Origin of the sequence: Nonomuraea sp. NPDC050790 (genome assembly GCF_044456745.1) — a bacterium.
In the GTDB taxonomy this organism is placed as follows: Bacteria; Actinomycetota; Actinomycetes; order Streptosporangiales; family Streptosporangiaceae; genus Nonomuraea.
Genome location: NZ_JBITGF010000004.1, coordinates 356,395 through 381,479 on the forward strand (window position 1 = coordinate 356,395; position 25,085 = coordinate 381,479).

At 71.0% G+C, this 25,085-nt stretch carries 19 protein-coding genes; 11 read left to right on the plus strand and 8 right to left on the minus strand.

The genetic code is table 11. The features are described 5' to 3' along the window. Positions 1 to 149: 149 nt before the first annotated feature. The gene (locus ACIBEJ_RS22030) at positions 150 to 4,841 is read right to left on the minus strand and encodes a DEAD/DEAH box helicase (RefSeq protein ID WP_397184637.1); all 4,692 of its coding nucleotides are present in this window, start codon (positions 4,839 to 4,841) and stop codon (positions 150 to 152) included. A gap of 88 nt (positions 4,842 to 4,929) precedes the next feature. On the opposite strand from ACIBEJ_RS22030, the gene ACIBEJ_RS22035 reads away from it, so the two are divergent. Then, a complete protein-coding gene (locus ACIBEJ_RS22035; RefSeq protein WP_397184638.1) occupies positions 4,930 to 5,418 on the plus strand; it encodes a VOC family protein in 489 nt (162 codons plus the stop codon). A 249-nt stretch (positions 5,419 to 5,667) separates the two neighbouring features. Next, positions 5,668 to 5,862 (plus strand): DUF3046 domain-containing protein, encoded by a 195-nt coding sequence (locus ACIBEJ_RS22040; RefSeq protein WP_397184639.1) that lies wholly within the window; start codon positions 5,668 to 5,670, stop codon positions 5,860 to 5,862. On the opposite strand, the gene ACIBEJ_RS22045 is transcribed toward ACIBEJ_RS22040, so the two are convergent. After that, a complete protein-coding gene (locus tag ACIBEJ_RS22045) occupies positions 5,845 to 6,117 on the minus strand; it encodes a hypothetical protein (RefSeq protein WP_397184640.1) in 273 nt (90 codons plus the stop codon). The two genes, ACIBEJ_RS22040 and ACIBEJ_RS22045, sit on opposite strands and share 18 nt — an antisense overlap. A 151-nt stretch (positions 6,118 to 6,268) precedes the next feature. Between ACIBEJ_RS22045 and ACIBEJ_RS22050 the strand changes: the two genes are divergently transcribed. The 4 genes from ACIBEJ_RS22050 (at position 6,269) to rny (ending at position 12,982) form a co-directional block, all read left to right on the plus strand. Continuing rightward, positions 6,269 to 7,636 (plus strand): alkaline phosphatase PhoX, encoded by a 1,368-nt coding sequence (locus ACIBEJ_RS22050; protein WP_397184641.1) that lies wholly within the window; start codon positions 6,269 to 6,271, stop codon positions 7,634 to 7,636. Positions 7,637 to 7,778: 142 nt separating this feature from the next. Further along, a complete protein-coding gene (gene recA / locus ACIBEJ_RS22055; RefSeq protein ID WP_397184642.1) occupies positions 7,779 to 8,894 on the plus strand; it encodes a recombinase RecA in 1,116 nt (371 codons plus the stop codon). Positions 8,895 to 8,905: 11 nt separating this feature from the next. Further along, positions 8,906 to 10,429 carry a recombination regulator RecX gene (gene recX, locus ACIBEJ_RS22060; RefSeq protein ID WP_397184643.1) on the plus strand — a complete coding sequence of 508 codons (1,524 nt, stop codon included), beginning with the start codon at positions 8,906 to 8,908 and terminating at the stop codon, positions 10,427 to 10,429. A 936-nt stretch (positions 10,430 to 11,365) separates the two neighbouring features. After that, positions 11,366 to 12,982, plus strand: a complete 1,617-nt coding sequence (rny, locus tag ACIBEJ_RS22065) for a ribonuclease Y (RefSeq protein ID WP_397184644.1) — start codon at positions 11,366 to 11,368, stop codon at positions 12,980 to 12,982. 182 nt (positions 12,983 to 13,164) lie between these two features. Here rny and ACIBEJ_RS22070 read toward each other — a convergent pair whose 3' ends face one another. Further along, entirely contained in the window at positions 13,165 to 13,752 is a 588-nt protein-coding gene (locus tag ACIBEJ_RS22070) for a TetR/AcrR family transcriptional regulator (RefSeq protein WP_397184645.1), read from the minus strand. Positions 13,753 to 13,841: 89 nt separating this feature from the next. Between ACIBEJ_RS22070 and ACIBEJ_RS22075 the strand changes: the two genes are divergently transcribed. Together ACIBEJ_RS22075 and ACIBEJ_RS22080 are read left to right on the plus strand one after the other, a co-directional pair. Further along, the gene (locus ACIBEJ_RS22075; RefSeq protein ID WP_397184646.1) at positions 13,842 to 14,873 is read left to right on the plus strand and encodes a saccharopine dehydrogenase NADP-binding domain-containing protein; all 1,032 of its coding nucleotides are present in this window, start codon (positions 13,842 to 13,844) and stop codon (positions 14,871 to 14,873) included. Positions 14,874 to 14,891: 18 nt separating this feature from the next. Next, positions 14,892 to 15,722, plus strand: a complete 831-nt coding sequence (locus tag ACIBEJ_RS22080) for an NAD(P)H-binding protein (protein WP_397184647.1) — start codon at positions 14,892 to 14,894, stop codon at positions 15,720 to 15,722. Here the strand turns inward: ACIBEJ_RS22080 and ACIBEJ_RS22085 are convergent. The 5 genes from ACIBEJ_RS22085 to ACIBEJ_RS22105 form a co-directional block, all read right to left on the minus strand. Next, entirely contained in the window at positions 15,719 to 17,542 is a 1,824-nt protein-coding gene (locus tag ACIBEJ_RS22085; protein ID WP_397184648.1) for a prolyl oligopeptidase family serine peptidase, read from the minus strand. The genes ACIBEJ_RS22080 and ACIBEJ_RS22085 overlap by 4 nt on opposite strands. Before the next feature lie 66 nt (positions 17,543 to 17,608). Next, positions 17,609 to 18,481, minus strand: a complete 873-nt coding sequence (locus tag ACIBEJ_RS22090) for an amino acid ABC transporter permease (protein ID WP_397184649.1) — start codon at positions 18,479 to 18,481, stop codon at positions 17,609 to 17,611. Next, positions 18,478 to 19,146 (minus strand): amino acid ABC transporter permease, encoded by a 669-nt coding sequence (locus tag ACIBEJ_RS22095; RefSeq protein WP_397184650.1) that lies wholly within the window; start codon positions 19,144 to 19,146, stop codon positions 18,478 to 18,480. The genes ACIBEJ_RS22090 and ACIBEJ_RS22095 overlap by 4 nt, the downstream gene beginning before the upstream one ends. A 62-nt stretch (positions 19,147 to 19,208) precedes the next feature. After that, positions 19,209 to 20,072 carry a glutamate ABC transporter substrate-binding protein gene (locus tag ACIBEJ_RS22100; RefSeq protein WP_397184651.1) on the minus strand — a complete coding sequence of 288 codons (864 nt, stop codon included), beginning with the start codon at positions 20,070 to 20,072 and terminating at the stop codon, positions 19,209 to 19,211. Between the two features lie 18 nt (positions 20,073 to 20,090). Then, positions 20,091 to 20,810 (minus strand): amino acid ABC transporter ATP-binding protein, encoded by a 720-nt coding sequence (locus ACIBEJ_RS22105; protein ID WP_397184652.1) that lies wholly within the window; start codon positions 20,808 to 20,810, stop codon positions 20,091 to 20,093. Positions 20,811 to 20,983: 173 nt separating this feature from the next. Here ACIBEJ_RS22105 and miaB point away from each other — a divergent pair, with 173 nt between their 5' ends. The 3 genes from miaB (at position 20,984) to ACIBEJ_RS22120 (ending at position 24,963) form a co-directional block, all read left to right on the plus strand. Continuing rightward, entirely contained in the window at positions 20,984 to 22,477 is a 1,494-nt protein-coding gene (miaB, locus tag ACIBEJ_RS22110) for a tRNA (N6-isopentenyl adenosine(37)-C2)-methylthiotransferase MiaB (RefSeq protein ID WP_397184653.1), read from the plus strand. Positions 22,478 to 23,391: 914 nt separating this feature from the next. Continuing rightward, positions 23,392 to 23,931 (plus strand): hypothetical protein, encoded by a 540-nt coding sequence (locus ACIBEJ_RS22115; protein ID WP_397184654.1) that lies wholly within the window; start codon positions 23,392 to 23,394, stop codon positions 23,929 to 23,931. A gap of 297 nt (positions 23,932 to 24,228) precedes the next feature. After that, positions 24,229 to 24,963: an isocitrate lyase/phosphoenolpyruvate mutase family protein gene (locus tag ACIBEJ_RS22120; protein ID WP_397184655.1), complete on the plus strand. Its 735-nt coding sequence runs from the start codon at positions 24,229 to 24,231 to the stop codon at positions 24,961 to 24,963. The last annotated feature ends 122 nt before the right edge of the window (positions 24,964 to 25,085 follow it).

The window sequence follows — 25,085 nt, forward strand, 5'->3', positions numbered from 1 at the left end:
GGCGCCGTTCCTGGCCACGCCCTGCTTCCTGGCTACGCGCCGTTCCTGGGCATGCGCTGCTTCCCGGCCACGCTCGGACTTGCAAGCCACTGGCCCCACTCGGACTTGCGAGCCACCGGCCCTGCGTCGCCGAGGCCGGCAGGCCGCCGTCACGCGCGCAGGCGCAACCCCCGGGGCGTCGGATGGAACCCGGCCGACTCCAGGGCGGCAGCCAGTGGCGAGTCGTTGATGTGGCCGCCGTCGGCCCGTTCCACCGTCAGCTTCCCCAGCGCCCCGTCACGGACCGCCAGTGCCAGCGCGTCCACCGCGGGCTGCAGCCGGAGGTCGTCCGAGAAGGAGAGCAGCGTCTTGCCGCCCCGCTCCACGTAGAGCACCAGGTGCCCGTCGACCAGCACCACCAGGGCACCCGCCTTCCTGCCCGGCTTGTGCCCGCCGGGATGCGCGGGCCAGGGTAGGGCGGCGCCGAACGGGCTGGCCGGATCGGCGGCGGCCAGCACCACCGCGCGCCGGGCCCGATCAGCCTCGGAACCACGCTGCGGGCCGGCGCCGGGACGTGACGCGGAAGCCGGGTGCGTGCCGGTACCGGGACGTGACGCGGAAGCCTGGTGCGTGCCGGGGTGGGACTCGGGAAGGGGGCGGGGCTCGGGTTCCGTGGACATGGCGCGCATCCGGTCGACCGCGCCCGGCAGGGCGAACTGGGCGCCGCCCAGCCCCTCCACGAAGTAGCCGCGGCGGCAGCGCCCGCTCTCCTCGTACGCCCGCAGCACCTGGTAGATCGGCGTGAACCCGCCTGGCAGGCGCTCGGAGGTGACCGCGCCCCTGGTGACGACGCCGTGGCGTTCGAGCATGACCTCGGCCTGTGCCTGGGCACGCTGGGCCGGCTGGTCGGCGGGGGCGGGCAGCAGCCACCAGCGTCCGGCGACCGTGGGCGGGCCGCTGCGGCTGGGCAGTACGGCCCGCCGCCTCCGGTTGGTCGCCGGTCGGTGCGCGGGCCGGCCCGTGCCCAGCGCCGCACGCAGCGGCGCCAGCGTGTCACCGGACACCCGCCCGGCCCACACCAGGTCCCACAGGGCCGTCGTCAGGGCCCCGTCGTCGAGCGAGCCGAGTTGGTCGGACAATCCGCGGAAGAACAGCGCCCCGCCTCCGCCGAGCACCCCGAGGATCTGCTCGTGCAGCGGCGTCAGGGTGATCTCGGCGGGTTCCGGCATGAGCAGGGGAGCGGTGTCGGCGAAGTAGAGGGAGATCCAGCCGTCGCCGCCGGGCAGCGATCCCTGGCCGGACCAGATGACCTCGCCCGCCGCCGTCAGCTCGTCGAGCAGCCCGGGATGGTAGCCGGGGACCCGGGCGGGAAGCACGAGCGTCTCCAGCGCCGAGGCGGGCACCGCCGCCCCCTGCAACTGGTCGAGCGCCCCGACCAGGGAGTCCATGGCCCGCGCCGCCCCGCCACCCCGCGCCCAACCGCCGTCGCGCCCAGCGCCGCCACCGTCGCGTCCGGCGCTTCCGCCGTGACCGCCGTCACCGTCGCGTCCGGCGATCCCGCCGAGACCGGCGCTCCCGCCTGCCGGATCGGGGGCCGTGATGCCGTGCCAGGCGGGCAGGAAGCGCGCCAGCGTCTCGGGCGAGACCGGCTCCACCTCCTTGCGCAGCCGGGCCAGCGACCTGCGCCGCAGCATCCGCAGCACGCCGGAGTCGCACCACTCCTCGCCCCGCCCGCCGGGACGGAACTCGCCGCTGACCACCCGCCCGGTCGTCGCCAGCCGCCGCAGCGCGTCGGTGACCACGGCGACGCCGAGGCCGAAGCGGGCGGCAGCCGTACCGGAGTGGAAGGGGCCGCGGGTGCGGGCGTGCCTGGCCACGAGGTCGGCCAGGGGGTCGGCGACCGGTTCGAGGAAGGCGTGCGGGACGCCCACCGGCAGCGGCGCGCCGAGCGCGTCGCGCACCCGGGCGGCGTCCTCGATCGCGACCCACTGCTCCTCGCCGGCGATCCGCACCGCCAGCGCGCGGCGCGCGCTGGCAAGCCCGGCCAGCCAGGCGGGGTCGCCGCCGCGCACGCTGACGTCGGCGGCGAGCAGCGGACCGTGGGAACGCAGCAGGTCGGCGAGGTCCTCCTGGTCACGCAGCGGCCGGTCGAGCCGGGCCAGCTCCCGCTCGGTGTCGGCGATCACGTCGGGGTCGAGCAGCTCGCGCAGGTCGGCCTGGCCCAGCAGCTCGGCCAGCAGCGAGGTGTCGAGGGCCAGCGCCTGGGCGCGGCGCTCGGCCAGCGGGGCGTCGCCTTCGTACATGAACGCGCCGATGTAGTGGAAGAGCAGCGAGGCCGCGAACGGCGAGGCCTGCGAGGTCTCCACCTCCACGACCCGCACCTTCCTGGCGGCGATGTCGCGCATGAGCGCCACCAGGCCGGGCACGTCGAAGACGTCCTGGAGGCACTCGCGCATGGTCTCCAGCACGATCGGGAACGAGGCGTACTGGCTGGCCACGCCCAGCAGATGGGCGGCACGCTGGCGCTGCTGCCACAGCGGGCTGCGCCGTCCCGGGACCCGTCGCGGCAGCAGCAGCGCCCGGCCCGCGCACTCGCGGAAGCGCGCGGCGAACAGCGCCGAGCCGCCCAGCTCCTCGGTGACGAGCTGCTCGATCTCCTCGGCGTCGAAGGCGGCCACGTCGGTGGGCGGCTCGGCCAGCGTGTCGGGGATGCGCAGCACGATGCCGTCGTCGGAATGGACCGCCTGCACGTCGACGCCGTAGCGCTCGCGCAGCCGCCGGTTGATCGCCAGCGCCCAGGGCGCGTGCACCCGCGCGCCGTAGGGGGAGTGGATCACCACGCGCCAGTCGCCCAGCTCGTCGTGGAAACGCTCCACCAGCAGCGTGCGGTCGTCGGGGACGTAGCCGGTGGCCTCGCGCTGCTCGGCCAGGTAGGACAGCAGGTTGCCCGAGGCGTAGGCGTCGAGCCCGGCCGCGCGCATCCGCTCCTCCTCCGGCTTGCGCAGGAACTCGCCGATCGCCCTGCCCAGCTCGGCCGGGCGCCCCGCGGTGTCGCCGTGCCAGAACGGCAGCTTGCCCGGCTGCCCGGGCGCGGGGGAGACCAGCACGCGGTCGGCGGTGATGTCCTCGATCCGCCAGGAGGTCGCGCCCAGCACGAACACGTCGCCGACGCGCGACTCGTAGACCATCTCCTCGTCCAGCTCGCCCACCCGCGAGGCCTTCTCGCCGACGAGGAAGACGCCGAACAGGCCGCGGTCGGGGATCGTGCCGCCGTTGGTGACGGCCAGCCGCTGCGCGCCGGGCCGTCCCTGCAGGGTGCCGGTCACGCGGTCCCACACGACGCGCGGGCGCAGCTCGGCGAACTCCTCGCTCGGGTAGCGGCCGGCGAGCATGTCGAGCGTCGCCTCCAGCGCGGTCCTGGGGAGGGTGGAGTACGGCGCGGCCCGCCGTACCAGAGCTTCGAGCTCGTCGACCGTCCACTCGTCGAGCGCGGTCATCGCCACGATCTGCTGGGCCAGCACGTCGAGCGGGTTGCGCGGATAGCGCAGCTCCTCGATCTGGCCGGCCTTCATGCGCTCGGCCACGACGGCGGTCTGCACCAGATCGCCGCGGTACTTCGGGAAGATGACGCCTCTGGAGACCGCGCCCACCTGGTGCCCGGCGCGGCCGATGCGCTGCAGCCCGCTGGCCACGCTCGGCGGCGCCTCCACGCAGGCGACCAGGTCGACGGCGCCCATGTCGATGCCCAGCTCCAGGCTGGAGGTGGCGACCACGGCGGGCAGCCGGCCCGACTTCAGCGCCTCCTCGATCTGCGCGCGCTCCTCCTTGGAGACCGAGCCGTGGTGGGCGCGGACGATCTCCGGCACCGCGCCCTTGCTCGCCCCGGCCTGCGCCATCATCTGCGCGGGCTGGTCGAACCCGGTCAGGTCGAGCGCCTCCGGCCCCTGCTCGCGCTCGAAGGCCAGCTCGTTGAGCCGGGTGCACAGGCGCTCGGCCAGCCGCCGCGAGTTGGCGAAGACGATCGTGGAGCTGTGGGCCTCGATCAGGTCGAACAGCTTGTCCTCGACATGCGGCCAGATCGAGCGGTTGACCGGCTCGGCGAAGTCGTCCTGCGGCTCGCCGGGGCGCGCCTCCATCTCCGTCATGTCCTCGACGGGGACGACGACCTCGACCTCGATCCGCTTGTCGGAGGGCGGCTGGACCACCGCGGCGGGGCGGGCGCCGCCCAGGAAGGCGGCCACCTCGCTCACCGGGCGCACGGTCGCCGACAGCCCGATGCGCTGCGCGGGCCGCTCCAGCAGAGCGTCGAGGCGTTCGAGGCTGAGCGCCAGGTGCGCGCCGCGCTTGGTCGCCGCCACCGCGTGCACCTCGTCGACGATCACCGTCTCGACGCCGCGCAGCGCCTCGCGCGCCTGGCTGGTCAGCAGCAGGAACAGCGACTCGGGCGTGGTGATGAGGATGTCGGAGGGCCTGGTCGCGAACCTGCGCCGCTCGTCGGCGGGCGTGTCGCCCGACCTGATCGAGACGGAGATCTCCGGCACCGGCAGGCCCAGCCGCCGCGCGGTCTGCTTCATGCCCGCCAGTGGCGCGCGCAGGTTGCGCTCGACGTCGACGGCCAGCGCCTTGAGCGGCGAGACGTAGAGGACCTTGGTGCCCTTGGCCTCCCGCTCGCTCGTGGCCAGGCGGTCGAGCGACCACAGGAAGGCGGCGAGCGTCTTGCCCGAGCCGGTGGGCGCCACGACGAGCGTGTTGTCGCCGCGGGCGATGGACGCCCACGCCCCCTCCTGGGCGGCGGTGGGCGCGACGAAGGCGCCGGTGAACCATTGGCTGGTCAGCGGGCTGAAATGGGCAAGCGAGCTCACGTGCACATACTGCCTCGCCGTACCGACAGAAAACGCATTGCCGCGGCTGGGGGTGGTTGAGTGACGCACGAACGGACATACACCGACTGTGACCACCGACCACGCGGCCATCGACGCGCAACGGGTGCGGCTGAGGGAGAAATACCTCTTACCGCACCGGCCGTCCAGCAGCGCCCGCGGGCTGCACCACTTCGCGCTCATCTCCTCGGACGTCGAGCGGACGATCCGCTTCTACCAGGAGCTTCTGGAGTTTCCGCTCACCGAGATCTTCGAGAACCGCGACTACCGCGGCTCCAACCACTTCTTCTTCGACATCGGCAACGGCAACCTGCTGGCCTTCTTCGACTTCCCCGGCCTCGATCTCGGACCGTACCAGGAAGTGCTCGGCGGGCTGCACCACATCGCGATCTCCGTCGACCCCGCCACGTGGGAACGGCTGCGCGGGAAGCTGGAGATGGCCGGCGTGCCGCACCAGATCGAGAGCGGCGCCTCCATCTACTTCAAAGACCCCGACGGCGCCAGGCTGGAGCTGCTCGCCGACCATCTGGGAGAGATGTACGGCTCGCGCGTGATGTGAGGGTCAGCGCCGCGACGCCCGCCGGGTGCGCGGCCTTCCCGTGCGGGGCTCGGGGCGGATTCCCGCATGCCGTTCCGAACGATCGGCCTTCTCCTGCAGTACGGCGGTGCGGAGTAAAACGAGCACATGGCGACGCTTAGCGCGATTGGCCCGCTTCCTGGGGGATGTGGGGGGTTTAGTCGATGAAGACTTGGAGGCCTTTGGCATGCGGGTGTCTTACCCATGCCTCAGCTCGTCGATACTTGGTGCATGCGCCTGACCGAATTCTGGAGAAGGATGCGCGTGCACTTCGGTGACGCGTACGCCGACTCGTGGGCCCGCGACTACGTGCTGGCCCCGCTCGGCGGGCGCACGGTCGTGCAGGCGCTGGCCGACGGCGAGAGCGCCAAATCCGTCTGGCGGGCGGTCTGCCAGGTCGAGAGCGTCTCACCCAGGCTCCACTGACAGCGTGTCCCTGAGCGACCTGGCCGTCTGGTCCAGGTCGTCGGCGCTGCCCTGCCCGCCGGGCGACCACAGGAACAGCCACCCCCGGTGCGCGGGCGTGGCGAAGATGATGGTCTGCTTGCCGCTGCGCGGATGCCATGCCCACAGCACCGGATCGTCGCCGCCGACCATGCGACCCACCAGCCCGTGCGCGGGCAGCAGGTCGGCCAGAGCCTCCAGATGGGTGCGCCGTTCCCCGGTGTACGTGCTCGCCACGTCGCCGCCCTTCGACCGTTCTCCTCAGGATCTCCCCAGCTCACGGGGCATGGCAACAGGGCTGGCGCAATGCCCGGGAATGTCCTTTCGGTTAAGTCGCGTGACACCCTCGCGTCGCCGGAAGGACACTGGCGGCGAGGAGGGTGCAAACATGACAAGCATCGACAGGCGCCGCTTCTTACGCACCGCGGCGATCGGCGCGGCCGCCGGCGGGCCGCTCGCCGCGCTCTCGGCGCGCACGGCCGACGCCGCGACGATGGTGAAACACCCGTTCAGCGTCGACTACGGTCCTCTGCGTCCGGTACGCGACCGCACGACCGGCCTCGAACTGCTCAAACTGCCAGAAGGCTTCTCCTACATCTCCCACGGCTGGACCGGCGACCGCATGACCGACGGCCGCCCCACCCCCGCCCTGCACGACGGAATGGCCGCCTTCCGCCCGCGATGGGGCTTCCGGTACGGCGGGCCGCACGTGACCGTCCTGGTCCGCAACCACGAGGTCGGCGACCTGACCGGCGCCTACTTCTCGCCCAACTACGACCCCCAGGCCGGCGGCGGCACCACCAACCTCGCCTTCGACACCCGCAGGGGCGCCTGGCTGGCGTCGTGGGCCTCGCTGTCGGGAACGGTGCGCAACTGCGCCGGCGGGCCCACGCCGTGGGGGAGCTGGCTGTCGTGCGAGGAGACCACGCTGGTCAACGGCGAGGTGCGGCACGGGTACATCTTCGAGGTGCCCCATGACGGGGTCTCGGACGCGGTGCCGTACAAGGAGATGGGGAGGTTCTCGCACGAGGCCGTCGCGGTGGACCCCGCGACCGGGTACGTGTACGAGACCGAGGACGCCACTCCCAGCGGCCTCTACCGCTTCCGCCCGCGCGTGCGCGGCAAGCTGGGCAAGGGCGGCACGCTGGAGATGCTGACCATCGGCGACGGCCCCTACACGACCTACGCCGACGGGACGGGGACGGTTTATCCGGAGATCGGATGGGTCGTCATCGACGAGCCCGACCCGGGGCCCGGCGAGACCTCCGTGGTGGAGCAGGGCATCGCCAAGGGCGGCGCGTCCTTCCGCAGGCTCGAAGGCGCCTGGTACCACCGGCGCAAGGTCTACATCGTCAGCACCAGCGGCGGGCCCGCTGGCCAGGGCCAGGTGTTCGAGTACGACCTGCGGCGCGACAAGATGCGGGTGCTGTTCGCCTCGCCGGACGCCTCCGTGCTGAACAACCCCGACAACATCTGCGTGAGCCCGCGCGGCGGGATCGTGCTGTGCGAGGACGGGAGCGGCGCGGAGTTCCTGCACGGGCTCACCTCGGACGGCGAGATCTTCCCGTTCGCGGAGAACGCGGTGGTGATCCCGGAGGGCGGCGTGCGCGGCAAGAGCGTTCCGCCCGGCGACTATCGAGGCTCGGAGTGGTGCGGATCGGTCTTCGACCCGAGCGGGAAGTGGCTGTTCGCCAACATTCAGACCCCGGGCATCACCTTCGCCATCACCGGCCCCTGGCGGCGTGGTTCGTTGTAGCGTGTTCGGGCGTTGATCGAACAGTCGTTCGGCTACTATGAACACGCCGGACCGCGACTTCGTGGCAACGGCGGGAAATTGTCGGTGGCAGCCCGTAGCTTTCACTCGACCGACCGGACCACGACCCTTCAGGGGAGTTCCCATGGCTATCAACGACCGCGAGAAGGCCCTTGAGACTGCCCTCGCGCAAATCGAGCGGCAGTTCGGCAAGGGCTCCGTCATGCGCCTCGGCGACGACGCCCGCGCGCCGATCGAGGTGATCCCGACGGGTTCGATCGCGCTCGACGTGGCCCTCGGCATCGGCGGGCTCCCCCGGGGCAGGATCGTCGAGATCTACGGCCCCGAGTCCTCGGGTAAGACGACGGTCGCCCTGCACGCCGTGGCCAACGCCCAGCGCGCGGGCGGCATCGCCGCCTTCATCGACGCCGAGCACGCCCTCGACCCCGAGTACGCGAAGAAGCTCGGCGTCGACACCGACGCCCTCCTGGTCTCCCAGCCCGACACCGGTGAGCAGGCGCTGGAGATCGCCGACATGCTGATCAGGTCGGGCGCCGTCGACATCATCGTCATCGACTCGGTCGCCGCCCTGGTCCCCAAGGCGGAGATCGAGGGCGAGATGGGCGACAGCCACGTGGGTCTGCAGGCCCGCCTCATGTCCCAGGCGCTGCGCAAGGTCGCCGGCGCCCTCAACAGCACCGGCACCACCGCCATCTTCATCAACCAGCTCCGCGAGAAGATCGGCGTCATGTTCGGCTCGCCCGAGACCACGACCGGCGGCAAGGCGCTGAAGTTCTACGCCTCGGTCCGCCTCGACATCCGCCGCATCGAGACCCTGAAGGACGGCACGGAGGCGGTCGGCAACCGTACCCGGGTCAAGGTCGTGAAGAACAAGATGGCTCCGCCGTTCCGCGTGGCCGACTTCGACATCCTTTACGGCGTGGGCGTCTCGCGCGAGGGCGGCCTGATCGACATGGGTGTGGAGAACGGCTTCGTGCGCAAGTCCGGCGCCTGGTACACCTACGAGGGCGACCAGCTCGGCCAGGGCAAGGAGAACGCCCGCAACTTCCTGAAGAACCACCCCGACATGGCCAACGAGCTCGAGAAGAAGATCAAGGACAAGCTGGGTGTCGGCCCGCGCCTGGACGCCCCGGCCGACTCCGCCCCGGCTGCCGCGGCCGCCGCCGCACCGACGGCGCCCGCCGCTCCGACGGGCCGCGCCGCCAAGGCCGCTGCCGCGCCGAAGCCCGGTGACGTCTGATCGGTCGGCACATGAGCGACGACGACCCGGCACAGGCGCCTCACCCCAACGACTGGGGCGCCTGGCCGGACAGCCCACGCCGAGACAAGAGTGGCCGCCGCCGCACCGGCCCCACACCCGGCTCCGCCCGCGACGGCGACTCCACGGACGGCTCTGGGCGCGGTGGCGGTTCGACGGGCGGATCCGGTCATGGCGGCGGTCTCACAGACGGCTCCCGGCGCCGAGGTGGTACTGCGGGCGGTTCCGGTCGCGACGGTGGCTTCACGGGCGGCTCCAGTCGTGGCGACTCTCGCCGCGGTGGCGGGGCGGCGGATGGTGGCTCGCGTCGCGGTGGCGGGGCTGTGGACGGCTGGCCGTCCTCGCTGGAGGAGGTACGCGCCACCCGGCAGCCACCGACTCCGGCTGCCGAGCGTGAGCCCGAGGCGTTCCAAGCTTCGACTGGTCCCGCTCCCTGGACCGGTTGGGGTGACTCCGACACCTCGGCCGAGCCTGACCAAGGGTTCTTTGCTGACCCCGCGCAGGGGGTGCCCGATCGGCGGCTCAGCGACGAGCCCGCGCAGGGGGTGCCCGATCGAGGGCTCGTGGACGAGCCCGTGCCGTCGGTGCCTGACCAGGGGCTTTTTGAGGAGCCTGTGCTCGACCGGGGGCTCTTCGACGAGCCGCTGCCCGATCGGGGGCTCTTTGATGAGCCGGGGCCGCCGGCGGCTGGTGGGGGGCTTTTCGGGGAGCCCGCAGGAGAGGCTGCGCGGGGTGAGCAGCGGGGCTCGCGGAGTGGTGGACGGTCTGGGCGTGGGGCCAAGGGCAGCAGAGGCTCGGGCCGTGGTTCCCGGCGCCGGTCGTCGGACGGATCGGACGGATCGGGCGGCTTTGGAGGTTCCACCCGTTCGGATGGCTCGGGTGGTTCGGGTGGTTCGGGCCGTTCGGGTGGTTCAGGTCGCTCGGGTGGTTCGGGCCGCTGGGGCGGTTCAGGTCGTAGGAGTGGTTCGGGGGGTTGGCTGCCGGACGGGCCGGACGAGGGGAGTACGGCGGGCTCTGGGCCACCGGCTGATCCCGAGGCGGTGGCGCGGGGTGTCGTTCTGAGGATGCTCACGCTGGCGCCCAAGACCCGGGCGCAGTTGGCCGAGGCCCTGCGTAAGCGGGAGGTGCCGGAGGAGGCGGCCAACGCCGTACTCGATCGGTTCACCGAGCTGGGGCTGATCAACGACGAGGCGTTCGCGGAGGCGTGGGTCGACTCCCGCCACCACGGCCGCGGCCTGGCCCGGCGCGCCCTGGCCGCCGAACTCCGGCACCGGGGCGTCGACAATGACACGGTCAAGGACGCGGTCGAACGCCTCGACTCCGACCAGGAGGCAGAGACCGCCCGGCGACTGGTGGACCGCAAACTGTCCTCCACCCGGGGGCTCGACCCTCAGGTCAGAACACGCCGACTCGCCGGGATGCTGGCGCGCAAGGGGTACTCGGGCGGGCTGGCGTTCCGGGTCATCCGGGAGGCGTTGGAGCAGGAGGGCGTGGAAATAGAGGACGACTTTCCCTAACCACCTCACACCACCTGCCTGAGCCGGCACCCCCGCGATGCGGCCCCCGCTCCGCCCCACCTCTCGCGGGGGTCAGCACCCAGCCACGCCGCCCGGCCCCTGCGAGCCGAGTGCCTGGGGAGAACGCCCGCTCGGTGACCGGCCCACGAACTCCCCGGCACACCCGCCGCCCGTCGAGCCACCCTGCCCGGCCGCTGTGACACGTGCCCGGGTTGTGTCCGCTCAGTGCCCAGCCGTGAGGCGCGCTGTCCGGCACACCCGCCGTCCGGCCCACGGGTTCCCGGCACACTGGCCCTCCTGGCACCGGCCCCCTGGTACCGGCCCCTCCTCAGCACCGGCCCTCCTCAGCAGATGGGCATCCCGGCGCAGCGGTTCTCCGGCAAACCGCCATCCGGCAAACCGACTATCCAGCGCACCGGCTATCCAGCGCACCGGCCATCCAGCGCACCGGCTGTGGCAGACCGGTTGTGGCGGGCCGGTTGTGGGGTGGCGGAAGCCTTGGTGCATCTCGTGAGGGGGCTTCTCAAGGGGGTTGAGGTTGCTTGGGAGGGGCGGGTTCTGGGGTTGGTGGTGGGTGGGGTTGGGACATTGGGGGTGTTTGGGGTGTTGGGTGGGATAAGTGTCTGAATTGGTAAGAAGTGGCCGGTAAGACACGCTTGATGATGCGTTTGCTTGCTCGTGACTTGTTCGACGCATAACCTCGACGGCAGTGAGGAGTTACTCCGCGCAGCGCGGATTGCCATACCGGTGAACGACGTACGAGCGAGCTCGATTGACCGAGACAGGCGAGGTGTTGGCCACGTGGGCCGACGCCCGGTCGGTCTTGGCTTGATATCGGACCACACGCCGATCGGGCTGTCTGTGCCGCGCACGTGACCCCTCCCGTTTTTAGGCCGCGTTTGGAAAGTCTTTTGACGCGAGGAGGGCGGGGAGCACATGGATCCGCTGGTCGTGGTGTTGCTGGTGGCTGTGCTCCTGATGGTGTTCGTGACGATGGCGACGCTGGTGGTCGTGCTGCGGCGTACGTCAGGACACGGACCGGGTACGGCGAAGCCGTCCCCCGAGCAGGAGGCGGCGGTTCAGGGGGAACTGGATCTCGCGCGCGCCGAGGCCGGGGAGATCCGCGCCAAGGCGGAGATCGACGCCGAGGACATTCTGCGCAGGTCTGAGCAGGCGGCGGCGAGCGCGACCCAGATGCGGCGGGAGGTCGAGGAGGAGAGCCGCATCCTGAAGTCCGAGCTCAAGGAGCTGCGCACCGACCTCGAACGCCGGGAGGGCCGGCTGGCCGAGCGTGAGCAGCGGCTGGACGAGGAGGCGCGGCGGCAGAGCGAGCGCGACCGCAAGCTGGCCGAGACCGAGACGGAGCTGGCCGGGCGGCGCGAGGAGCTTCTGCAGGTCGAGGACGAACGCCGGGCCATCCTGGAGCGGGTCTCCGGGCTGAGCGCGGACCAGGCCAAGTCCGAGCTGGTCAAGGAGATCGAGAACCAGGCCAAGCGCGAGGCGGCGCTGATCATCCGGGAGATCGAGGGCGCCGCGCGCAAGGAGGGCGAGAAGCGGGCCACCAAGATCGTGACGCTGGCCGTTCAGCGTGTCGCGGCCGAGCAGACGGCCGAGTCGGTGGTCAGCGTGCTGCACCTGCCGGGCGATGAGATGAAGGGCCGCATCATCGGCCGCGAGGGGCGCAACATCCGCGCGTTCGAGTCCACGACGGGCGTGAATCTGATCATCGACGACACCCCCGAAGCGGTGCTGCTGTCGTGTTTCGACCCGGTACGCCGGGAGACTGCCAGGCTGACCCTGGAAAAGCTCGTGCTCGACGGGCGTATCCACCCGCAACGCATCGAAGAGGCGCACGACCGCAGCCGCCAGGAGGTGGCGGACCTGTGCGCGCGGGCCGGCGAGGACGCCCTGGTCGAGCTGGGCATCACGGACATGCACCCCGAACTCACCCTGCTGCTCGGGCAGCTCCGATACCGCACCTCCTATGGGCAGAACGTTCTCAAGCACCTCATCGAGTCCGCCCACATCGCCGGCATCATGGCCGCCGAGCTCAAGATGGACCAGGCGCTCATGAAGCGCTGCGCTCTGCTCCACGACATCGGCAAGGCGCTCACGCACGAGGTTGAGGGCTCGCACGCGCTGATCGGCGCGGAGATCGCCCGGCGCTACGGCGAGGCCGAGGACGTGGTGCACGCCATCGAGGCCCACCACAACGAGGTCGAGGTCCGCACGGTCGAGGCCGTGCTGACCCAGGCGGCCGACGCCATCTCCGGCAGCAGGCCGGGCGCGCGCCGGGAGTCGCTGGAGGCGTATGTGAAGCGGCTGGAGCGGCTGGAGGAGATCGCGCAGTCGTACGACGGCGTGGAAAAGGTGTTCGCCATGCAGGCCGGGCGCGAGATCCGCGTGATGGTGAAGCCGGACGCGATCGACGACATCCAGGCCCAGGTGATCGCCCGCGACGTGGCCAAACAGGTCGAAGAAGAGCTCACCTACCCGGGCCAGATCCGCATCACCGTCGTCCGCGAGTCCCGCGCCACGGAGTTCGCCCGGTAAGTCCTTCAATGGCCCCGTACGGCCCAGCCACCGCACCCCCCACCCGCCGACGTGCGCCGGCGCAGGTCGGGGGGATCGCCTCTCACGTCGGACGTGGTCCCCACCGCAACGGCCCTTCGCCAGCCCTTTCCCGCGGCCCGGCAATCCAGGAGCTCATGGGCAGAGGCCAGAGAAGGGTGGGGTCAGGGGTTGTGGAGGGCGGTCAGGAGGATGTCGGCCTGGGTGGTTATGGGGCCCAGGGCGGCCTTGGGGTCGGGGGAGCGGGCCAGCAGCATGCCCGCCTCACACAGGGCGCCGAACATCAACTGCCCCCGGATCGTCAGGGTCTCCGACGCCAGATGCGCGTCGGTGGCCCGCATCGCGTTCAGCAAGACGCGAAGGACGCTCGCATGCTGGATCTGGCGTACCTCCTCCCAGCCCAGCACCGAAGGCGCGTCCAGCAGGACGATGCGGCGGAAGCCCGGGTCCAGGCAGTGTTCCAGGAACGTGCGGCACCCGCGCCGCAACGCCGTCCACGTGTCGGGCGAGGCGGCGCCGACCTCTTCCAGGTGGGTGGCGAGCTCTTCCTGTGCACGGGTGAACGTGGCGCGGAACAGCCCGAGCTTGCCCTCGAAGTGGTGGTAGGCGGCGCCCTTGGTGACCCCGGCCGTGGCGGCGACGGCGTCGATGGAGGTGGCGGCGTAGCCGTACTCGCCGAACAGCTTTCGCGCCGCGCCGATGAGCTGCGACGTGGTCGTGTCCGAGCGCTCCGCCTGGGTGCGGCGCGTCATCTTCGTGCTCCCCATTGACTTCCATACTCGCGGTACGTAACTTCGGAGGCAAGTTACCTACCGCCAGTATGGAACATGGAGGCTAGCCCGTGAACATCGCCGTCTACGGAGCCACCGGCCACACCGGCCGCCTGGCCACCGCCGAGTTACGCGCCCGGGGCGCGGACGTCATCCTGGCCGGCCGCGACGACGGCAGGCTCAAGGCCATGGCCGACGAGCTCGGCGGCGGGGTCCGGGTGCGTCAGGCAGCGCTGGACGACTCGGCGGCCCTGCGGGAGCTGGCCGCCGAGGCGGACGTGCTGATCCAGTGCGCGGGGCCGTTCACCCACACCGGAAAGCCGCTCGCGCGGGCCGCCGCCGACGGCGGCTGCCACTACGTCGACCACGCGCTGGAACAGCACCACACCGCCTGGATGTTCGCGGAGATGGACGCCCGCGCCCAGGCCGCGGGCATCACCATGGTCACCGCGATGAGCTTCTACGGCGGGCTTGGTGACCTGCTCGCGGGCGCGGTCGCGGATGGTATGGGGGAGTTCGAGCGGATCACGGTCGGCTACGCCGTGAGCGACTGGATGCTGACGACCGGCGCGAAGGGGACCGCCGAGCTGCTGTTCGCCGACACCCGGCGGATCACCTACACCGACGGCGCCTTCCACGTCGGCGATCTCGAACCGCGCAACGCCGTCTATCCCTTCCCGCCGCCGCTGGGCCCGCGTACCATGATCGCCCCACTCCCGTCCTCGGACGTCGTGACCATCCCCCGCCACGTGCGCGCCAGGAGGGTGGAGGCGCAGCTCACGGCCGACACCTTCAGCGACGAGCGGGCCTTCACCAACGAGCACGTCGACGCCGGCACCCGCGCCGGATCGCGCTTCACCGTGGCCGTCCAGGCGGTGACCGCCGACGGCAACCGGGCAGGTCAGGCCAGCGGCCGGGACCTGTGGAAGGAGAGCGCGGTCGCCTCGGTGGAGGCCGCTGTCCGGCTGGCCGACGGGCGCGGTCCCGGGGGTCCGGGCGTTTACGGCCCGGCGCAGGCGTTCGCCGCCGGTCCGTTCCTGCGGGATCTGGAACGGCTCGGCCTGTTCACCCTGACCCTGCCCGAACCTCCCACCTCCTCCTGATCACCGAAGGGCGTAACGATGATCTTGGTCACCGGAGCCGCGGGCGGTTCCCAGGGCGCGACCGGACGCATGGTCGCCGAGCTGCTGCTCGACCGCGGGCACCAGGTGCGGGCGTTCGTCCGCCAGGACGACCACCGGGCCGAGGAGCTACGCAAACGCGGCGCCGAGGTGGCGGTCGGGGACCTGCGGGAGATCTCCCAGGTGATCCCGGCCTTCGAGGGCGTCTCGCGGGCCTACTTCACCTACCCGGTCACCGCCGGGCTGCTCGACGCCACCGCCGCGTTCGCCGCCGCGGCCCAGCGGGCCGGGGTCGAACGGGTCGTGGAGGTGTCGCAGCTCGACGCCTCACCGGAGGCGTTCACCCCGCGCATGCGCCGCCACTGGCTCTCGGAGCAGGTCTTCGACTGGGCCGGAGTCGGTGCGGTGCATTTGCGGGCCGCGGTCTTCTTCGAGAACCTCCAGGTGGCGGCGGACGAGCGCGAGCTGGGCCTGCCGCTGGGAGCGCCGGACACGAGGATCCCGCTCATCGCCGCCGAGGACGTGGCCAGGGTCGCCGCCGGGTTCCTGGAGGAACCGGGGCCGGTCGACCCGGTCGTGCCGCTCACCGGGCAGATGACGACGATCGGGCAGGCCGCGGCGGCGCTCGGCCTGGAGTACGTGGACGTCGCACCGGAGGTCTGGGAAGAGCGGGCGATGGAGCGGTACGGGGACCCGTACACGGTGGAGCATCTGACCCATCTGTGGGGGATCTTCCGGTTCCTCGGCACCACCGACCACCCGCTCTTCCGTGTCACCGACGTGATCGAGCGGGTGGGCGGGCGGCCGCCGCTGGTCATCGGCCAGAGCTAGCCGAAGATCTGCTGGTAGAAGGCGAGTTCCGCGGCCAGCGCGGTGGTGCGGGTCTCCGCCCGCCGGAAGCCGTGGGACTCGCCCTCGAACGCCAGGTACGTGCACGCGATGCCCCGCTCGGACAGCGCGTCGGCGAACGCGCTCGACTGGTCCGGCGGCACGATCGGGTCGTCGAGCCCCTGGAGCAGCAGCATCGGGCAGGACACCCCGGACACCAGCGCCAGCGGCTCGCGCTCGGCGTAGACGGACTCGTCGGCGCCGACCAGCCACTCCATGTAGCGCGACTCGAAGTCGTGGGTGTGCGCGATGAGCGGGGCCAGGGCGCTGACGCCGTAGTAGGAGACGCCTCCGGCGAACACGTCGGAACGGCAGCACGCGGCCATCACCGTCCAGCCGCCCGCGCTGCCGCCGCGCACCGCGATCCTGGCGGGGTCGGCGTGGCCCTCGGCGGCCAGCCATTCGGCCGCGGCGACCGTGTCCTCGACGTCGACGACGCCCCACTGGCCTTTGAGCCGGTCGCGGTAGGCCCTGCCGTACGCGCTGGAGCCCCCGTAGTTGACGTCGAGCACCCCGATGCCGCGCGAGGTGAAGAACGCCTTCTCCAGGTCGAGCTCCGACTGCGCGTGCCCGGTGGGGCCGCCGTGCACGAACACCACGTACGGCGGGCGGCCCTCCCGCTCGGCCTCCGGGTTCGCGGGCGGGTAGAGGAAGCCGTGCACGTGCCGTCCGAACCTGCCCTGGAACTCCACCGCGCGCGGCGTGGGCAGGTAGGCGACGTCGGGCAGTTCGTCGATGCCGCGCCGCAGCGCCTCCACCCGGCCGGTGACCGTGTCGATCCTGACCACCGAGCGGGGGACGGCGCCGCCGTACCCGAGCCCGACCAGAGACGTGCCGTCGGCGGCGAGCTTGGGCTCCCACCCGTCATAGGGGACGTCGAGGTCGGCGAGCTCGCCCGAGTCGGGGTCGAGCAGCGCCAGGCGCAGGTCGCCGCGGCCGTGCACGACCGCGAGCCGCCCGTCGTCGAGCGGCAGGTACGGCCGGCCGCCCAGCACCCACAGCGGCCACGCGAACTCCTCCTCGGCGGGGAACAGTGCCTGGGAGGAAGTGCCGTACATGGTGATCTGGTAGAGGTTCCACCAGCCCGACCAGTCGGAGACCAGGTAGAGCGTCTGGTCGTCCTTCCACTGCGGCGACAGGACCGACTCCGAGGTGCCGCCCTTGACCGTCCAGGAGGAGCCGTCCTCGAGGCGGAGCACCCGCAGTTCGGTGCCGTTCCAGGGCATGCGCGGGTGGTTCCAGCAGATGTAGGCCAGGTGGCGGCCGTCGGGGGACAGGGCGGGCGCGGCGTAGAAGTCGGCGCCGGTCACCCATTCGCGCGCGTCGCCGCCCTCCAACGGGACCGAGACGATCGCGCGCACGACCTTGCCTTCACCGGTGTGGCGCTCGCGCACGCACCAGACCTGGTCGTCGCGGACCAGCAGGTCGGCGTAGCGGGCGCCGTCGTCGGGGGTGAGCGGCCGTGGCTCGCCGTCGAGGAGGTGGAGGCGCTGGTCGGCCAGGTGGGTGAAGACGATCCGGTCGTCGGGGGTGACGGCGTAGGGACGCCCGCCGTACTCGTGGACGCGGGTGCGGGCGTTCCACGGGGCGGGCAGCAGCTCGCGCCGTGAGCCGTCGGCGGCCCTGTGCATGATCGTCGTGCGGCCGCCCTCGTCGGGACGGTCCTCTGTCCACCACACCTGCCCTGACTGGGCGCTGGGCCAGCCCAGTCGCAGACCCGCGCGCGCGACGTCGGTGGTGGAGATGGGGGAAGGCCACGGCATAGCCCGCATCCTGCCGGAAAAAGGCCGCTCGTGAGGGGTGGTCCGGCGGAACCACCCCTCACGAACTCAGGCCATGTTGCCCATGTCGGTGGTCAGGGCCACCGGCTTGGCCGCGGTCTTGCGGCTGCGGCGGCTGCGCCGCTCCAGCCAGGTGGCGAACCAGCTCAGCAGCATGTTGAGCCCGATGTAGAAGACACCGATGAAGATGGCCGCGACCAGCTTCGTGCCGAAATGCACCGAAGGCAGGATCTTGAAGCCCATGTTCAGCAGGTCGATGTAGGTGATGATGTAGCCGAGCGCGGTGTCCTTGAGCAGGACGACGAGCTGGCTCACCACCGCGGGCATCATCGCGGTGAGCGCCTGCGGGAGCAGGATCAGCCGCATGACGCCGCTCTTGCGCATGCCGATCGCGTACGCCGCCTCCGACTGGCCCCTCGGCACGGCGAGCACGCCGGCCCGCACGACCTCGGCCAGCACCGACCCGTTGTACAGGGTCAGGCCGATCACCAGCGCCAGCAGGCCGTAGTCGCCGCCGCCCATCAGCTCGGGCGCCAGGAACCAGATGAAGAAGATCAGCAGCAGCAGCGGGATGGCGCGGAAGACCTCCACCACCCAGCCGGCCGGGATCCTGATCCACTTGTGGTCGGAGAGCCTGGCCAGGCCGAACACGGCGCCGAAGACCAGCGCGAAGATCGAGGCCAGCACCGCCGCCGTCAGCGTGCCCTGCACACCGGGGATCAGGTACTGGTTCCAGGTCTCCCACTCGAAGAACGGCGCCCAGATGTTGCCGGCGAACTGGCCCTTCTCGTTGAGCTTGAACACCACGTACGCGGCGATGCCCAGCAGGGCGACCACCGTGATCAGCGTGTAGAGGTTGTTGCGCAGGCGCGCCTTGGGTCCGGGCGCGTCGTAGAGGACGGTTGCCTGCTGCTGGGTCATCGCGCCACCGCCAGTCGCTTGGCCAGCCAGCCGGTGAACCAGCCGATCGGGAGGGTGACCGCCATGAAGGCGATGACGAGCCCGATGAAGATCGGGATGGAGACACCCGTGGTGTCGAAGGTGTCGTACATCACGAACGCCGCGTCGGCCAGCAGACCGCCGGCCTGGGCCACCGTGGTGTTCTTGATCAACGCGATGATCACGCTGCCCAGCGGGGCGATGACGGCGCGGAAGGCCTGCGGGAGGATGATCAGCCGCAGCGTCTGCAGGAACGTCAGCCCGACCGCGCGGGCCGCCTCCGCCTGGCCCATCGGGACCGTGTTGATGCCCGAGCGCAGCGCCTCGCACACGAACGTCGAGGCGTAGACGGACATGGCCATCACGACCAGCCAGAACGCGTTGTCGTAGGGCTCCTGCGAGAACGTCAGCCCGAGCGTGTCGCTCAGGCCCAGCGCGCTGAACGCCAGCAGCAGCGTCAGCGGCGTGTTCCTGACGACGTTGACGACGGTCGTGCCCGCGGCCCGCAGGACCGGGATCGGGGAGACGCGCATCGCCACCAGGATCGTGCCCAGGACCAGTGCGAGGACCGTGCAGATCGCCGACAGTTGAAGGTTGACCAGGAAGCCCTTGAGAAGGTCCGGCCCGTATTCAATGAGTTCGTCCATTGTGCTCCACCGCATATAGCAGCGGCGGCCGGTTCACCGGCCGCCGCGACATGGGCGTGTCCTTACGCGCAACCCTCGAAGGGCGGCGCGGCGGTGGGCGCCGTCAGCCCCTTGGCGTCGCCGAACCACGTGGTCCAGATCTTCTGGGCCTCGCCCTTCTGGTACAGCGCGGTGACGGCCTTGTTGACCGCCTCGCAGGTCTTGGTGTCGCCCTTCTTCAGGCCGATGCCGTACTTCTCGTCGGTGAACGGGTCACCGAGGATCTTGAAGTTGCCGCCGGCCTGCTTGGCGAAGCCCGCCAGGATCAGGTCGTCGGTGGTGACCGCGTCGAGGTTCGAGCCGCTCAGCTTCTGCACGCACTCCGAGTAGTTGCTCGCGCCGACCAGCTTGGCCGGCAGGCCCAGCTTGCCGTCCGGCGGCGGGTCGGTGATGCGCTTGTAGGAGTTGGAGCCGGCGGCCTGGCAGATGCGCTTGTCCTTGAGGTCCATCGCCTTGGCGATCGCCGCGTCGTCCGCGCGCACCATGGTGTCCTGGTGGGCGACGATGTACGGCCCGGCGAAGGAGACCTTGCCCTTGCGCTCCTCGGTGATGGAGTAGGTGGCGAAGATGATGTCAACGGTGCCGTTCTGGAGCAGCGCCTCGCGGTTCTTGGAGGGCGCCTCCTTCCAGGTGATCTTGACATCCTTGCCGCCGGCCAGCTCCTTGATGACGGCCTTGGCCATGTCGACGTCGTAGCCGACGGGCTCGTTGCCGGTCTTCAGCCCCAGGCTGGGCTGGTCCCACTTGGTGCCGACGATGACCTCGCTGGCACCCGTCACCTTGTCGACCACGGTCGAGTAGCTGCCGCCCCCGCCGCCGCCACAGGCCGCCAGTCCGACCGCGAGTGCGGCCACGGCGCCCGCGACGCCGATTCGACGCTTGTACATGAGTCTCTACCTCAATCTTCAGTGCGTGAGGATCTTCGACAGGAAGTCCCGCGCCCGGTCGGTCTGGGCGTTGGTGAAGAACTCGTCAGGGGTGTTCTCCTCGACGATCTGGCCGTCGGCCATGAACACGACCCGGTTTGCCGCCCTGCGTGCGAACCCCATCTCGTGCGTGACGACCATCATGGTCATCCCGTCGCGCGCGAGCCCGATCATGACGTCGAGAACCTCCTGGACCATCTCCGGGTCCAGGGCCGAGGTGGGCTCGTCGAAGAGGATCATCTTCGGATCCATCGCCAGCGCCCTGGCGATCGCGACGCGCTGCTGCTGCCCACCCGAGAGCTGCGCGGGATACTTGTCCGCCTGGGTCGCGATGCCCACCCGTTCCAGCAGCTCCATGGCCCGCTTGTCGGCCTGGTCCTTCGCCGTGCCGCGCACCTTCGTGGGACCCAGGGTGACGTTCTCGCGGATCGTCTTGTGGGCGAAGAGGTTGAACGACTGGAACACCATCCCGACCTCGGACCGGAGCTTGGCCAGCGCCTTGCCCTCGTCCGGGAGCACCTGTCCGTCGAAGACGATCTTCCCGTCGTCGATGGTCTCAAGCCGGTTGATGGTACGGCAGAGCGTGGACTTCCCTCCACCCGAAGGGCCGATCACGACCAGGACCTCGCCACGGGAGACGGTCAGGTTGATGTCCCTCAGGACGTGCAGCGCCCCGAAGTGCTTGTTGACGTTCTCCATTTGTACTAGTGGAGACGCGTGCCCGTTCTCCGTCATGGATGCAACCTAAGGGGCGTAAGGACGCTGGTCACTAACCGGGCGGTACCGATCCGATCACATCACGCCACCAAGCTGGAGTTTTAGCCGGCGAGGGGGACGGCGCAAGCCGTACAACGACTACCCTTGAACGTGCGATGACTGTTACCCAGGAGAGCGCCCGCACCTACGAAGTGCGCACATACGGGTGCCAGATGAACGTGCACGACTCCGAGCGGCTGTCGGGCCTGCTGGAGGACGCGGGCTACGTGGCCGCGCCGGACGGACAGACCGCCGACGTGGTCGTCTTCAACACCTGCGCCGTCAGGGAGAACGCCGACAACCGCCTCTACGGCAACCTCGGCCACCTGCGTCCCGCCAAGGTCGGCAACCCCGGCATGCAGATCGCCGTCGGCGGCTGCCTGGCGCAGAAGGACCAGGGCGAGATCGTCCGCAAGGCGCCGTGGGTGGACGTCGTGTTCGGCACCCACAACATCGGATCACTGCCGGTGCTGCTGGAGCGCGCGCGGATCGCCGGTGAGGCGCAGGTCGAGCTCAAGGAGTCGCTGGAGGTCTTCCCGTCGACGCTGCCGACCAAGCGCGAGTCGGCCTACGCGGCGTGGGTGGCGATCTCGGTCGGCTGCAACAACACCTGCACGTTCTGCATCGTGCCGTCGTTGCGCGGCAAGGAGAAGGACCGGCGGCCCGGCGACGTGCTGGCCGAGGTCCAGACGCTGGTCGACCAGGGCGTCCTCGAGGTGACGCTGCTGGGCCAGAACGTCAACACCTACGGCGTGGAGTTCGGCGACCGGCTCGCCTTCGGCAAGCTGCTGCGCGCCTGCGGGACGGTCGAGGGGCTGGAGCGGGTCCGCTTCACCTCGCCGCACCCGGCCGCGTTCACCGACGACGTGATCGCCGCCATGGCCGAGACGCCCAACGTGATGCACCAGTTGCACATGCCGTTGCAGTCGGGATCCGACCGGGTGCTGAAGGCCATGCGCCGTTCGTACCGGGCCGAGCGTTATCTCGGGATCATCTCGCGGGTCCGGGAGGCGATGCCCGACGCGGCGATCTCCACCGACATCATCGTGGGCTTCCCCGGCGAGACCGAGGAGGACTTCCAGGCCACGCTGGACGTGGTGCGCGAGTCGCGCTTCGCCAACGCCTTCACCTTCCAGTACTCCATCCGGCCCGGCACGCCCGCGGCGACCATGCCGGACCAACTGCCCAAGGAGGTCGTGCAGGAGCGGTACGAGCGGCTGGTGGCGCTGCAGGAGGAGATCTCCTGGGCGGAGAACAAGAAGCAGGTCGGGCGGACGCTGGAGGTGCTGGTCGCGGAGGGCGAGGGCCGCAAGGACGCGGCCACGCTGCGGCTCAGCGGGCGCGCGGGGGACAACCGGCTGGTGCACTTCGCGGTGGGCGACAGCGAGACGCCGCGGCCCGGCGACATGGTGACGGTCGAGGTCACCTACGCGGCGCCCCATCACCTGGTCGCGGATGGCGCTGTCGTGTCACTTCGCCGCACCCGCGCCGGCGACTCCTGGCAGTCCCGGCAGGGGGGTTCTTCTGTGCCGTCCAAGGGAGTTTCCCTCGGCATGCCCACCATCGGGCGTCCGGCGCCGCTGCCCGCGCCGTCTTGTTCCGCTCTTTAGTGCTTTTACCGGCCTGCTCTGTTGCGGCGGGGTCGTCTCTTTCGCGCCTTTTCCGTTACGGCGGGCCGTCTGTTTCGGGCCTTTTCCGTTACGGCAGGCCGTCGCTTTCGGGCCTTTTCCGTTACGGCAAGCCGCCGCCCACGCCGCCCGCCGACTCCGGCGGGCGGCCTCGTCCGGTGGCCGGCAGCCGGACGTGGTTCTCGCCGTGACAACGCACGCAGACCGGCTGAGCCGGCCTTGTTGCCTCTTTGCGTTGGCTCAGCCGCGCTTGTTGAGCAGGCGGTCGCAGTAGTCCCTGCGGAAGTCCGGGAACGTGGCGCATGGGTTGTGTCCCGGCTTCGGGGCCGGTGCCTGGTCGCTGGGTCGCCTTGTCGGTGGGGGTGGGGTGCCTGTGCCGGCCGGGGTGGTTTGAACTGCTGCCGGCGGTGAGCTTGGGGCTTTTCTGGGTGGGGTGGTCCCGGAGGTGGTCGTCTTCGGGGTGGCCGCGTGCAGGGTGGGCGGGAAGCCGTCGGCCGGTGGTGGGCCCAGGCTTGGGAGGAGGCCGGCGGGCGGTTCGGGTGGTCGCGACGCCGGGGCCGGTGTCCCTGGGGCGGGGAGCAACTGGATCCAGGCGGCGGGGGCGGCGTTGACGCTGGGAGTTGGGGAAAGAGGCGTTATCCGATTCTGAAGATCGGCTGAAGGTTCGGTGGGTGCGAATGCCAGCAGAATGCCGAACCCGGCTATGGCCAAGACGATCACTACGGATATGGCGGACGCCAGCCGGCCGCGCCCACCTGGGCGAATGGCTCCAAAGCGTGACAAGTCGTGATTCCTTTGTGATTGTTGCGCGAGCATTCGACTGCTGCGGCTAGTGTGGTCCATCACCCGCGGAAGCCGGCGAGCTTTCCCGATACGACCGCAGGGAGCTGTCCCCCATGCATCACCCGACCGAGCCGGACAAGCCTGAGATCCTCACCGGACCGGGCGAGGAACCTCGGCGCGCACGCCGTACCCCCTCCAAGAAGAACAGAACGGCCATCCTCGCCGCGTCGGCCCTGGTGGTCGCGCTCGCGGCCGGAGGCGCCGGCTTCTTCCTGGCCAACGGCGGCGATTCCCCGGCCGGAGGCGCCCAGCCCCAGACCGGCACGCAGACGCAGACCGGCACGCAGCCGCGACAGCCGGATCCGCGACTGGCCGAGGAGGAGGACGCTTCGGTGGGCGACGTCAGCACCGACGCGCCCAAGGACGGCGACGCCGCCGACGAGAACCTCCCCCAGGACGCCGTCCCCCAGAACCCCAACCCCCAGGTTCCCGCCAAGCCCAACACGGCCAACCCGAAGCCCGCGACCGGCAAGCCAAGCACCCCCGCCACGGACAAGCCGGGCTCGGCAGGCAACGACACCACCGCCCCGGACAACCCGGCCGACGGCCCCGCCGGCGAGATGACCGGCCAGTGCGCCAAGTCCGGCTGCTAACCCCCACCCACCCCTGACACCCCACCCGCCCCGGACGCTTCGGCCCCGGGCCCGCGCGGGGTGGGGCCGACCGGGCACGGTGCGCTGACCCGGGCCCGTGTGGTGCTCGTCGGGTCGGTGATCCGGCCCCGGGGCCTCGTCCGGCCTGGGGTCGCGCGGTTCGGCCGGGGGTCACGGGCTTCTGGGAGAGGCCCGAGGCGAGGTCCGTCTCTGCTCCGCGGCAGCATGGAAGTGGTCGCGCGGTCTCAGGGGTGAGTGGGCCTGCGGGGGTGGCTGGTGCGACCGTAGGCTGCGGGTATGACGAGTCCGAAAGCCGCTGCCCTGCGCGCCCTGCACGTCCCGGGCGACCCCCTGGTCCTGCCGAACGTCTGGGACGCCGTGTCGGCGCGAGCCGTACAGGAGGCGGGGTTCGCGGTGGTGGCGACGGGGAGCGCGGCGATCGCGCGGGTGCTCGGGTACGAGGACGGCGAGGCGGCGCCGGTGGCCGAGATGCTGGCCGCGGTGGCCAGGATCGCACGGGTCGTGGACGTCCCGGTGACCGCGGATGTCGAGCGCGGCTACGGGCTCAAGGCGTCCGAGCTGGTGGAGCGCCTGCTGGCGACCGGCGCGGTCGGCTGCAACCTGGAGGACTCCGACCCGCGAACCGGCCGGATGGTCGACCCGGACGAGCAGGCCGCCTACCTGGCCGAGGTACGCGCCGCCGCGGCCGGTGACCTGGTGATCAACGCCCGCGTGGACACCTTCGTCTACGGCCCCAGGACCCAGGAGGACGCGGTCGCCCGAGCCCACCGCTACCTGGCGGCCGGCGCCGACTGCGTCTACCCGATCCTCGCCCCCGACCCCGCCCCGCTGGCCGCCGCGATCGACGGCCCGATGAACGTGATTTACCTCCCGGACTCCCCGCCGCTGTCAGAGCTGGCCGCGATGGGCGTGGCCAGGGTGAGCTTCGGCCACGGCCTGCACGCCGCCGCCCACACGTACGCGGTCGACCTGTTCACCCGCGTCCGCGAGGGCCGCAACCCCTACCAGTGATCCCCATGCGGCGAACCGTGTCCCATCCGGCCCGCACCTCGTCCCCGTCGACGGCCGGGACCGTGGCGTAGGCGGCCTGCGCCGCTCCACAGAGCAGGTTCGTGGGTGGTTGCCTATTATTG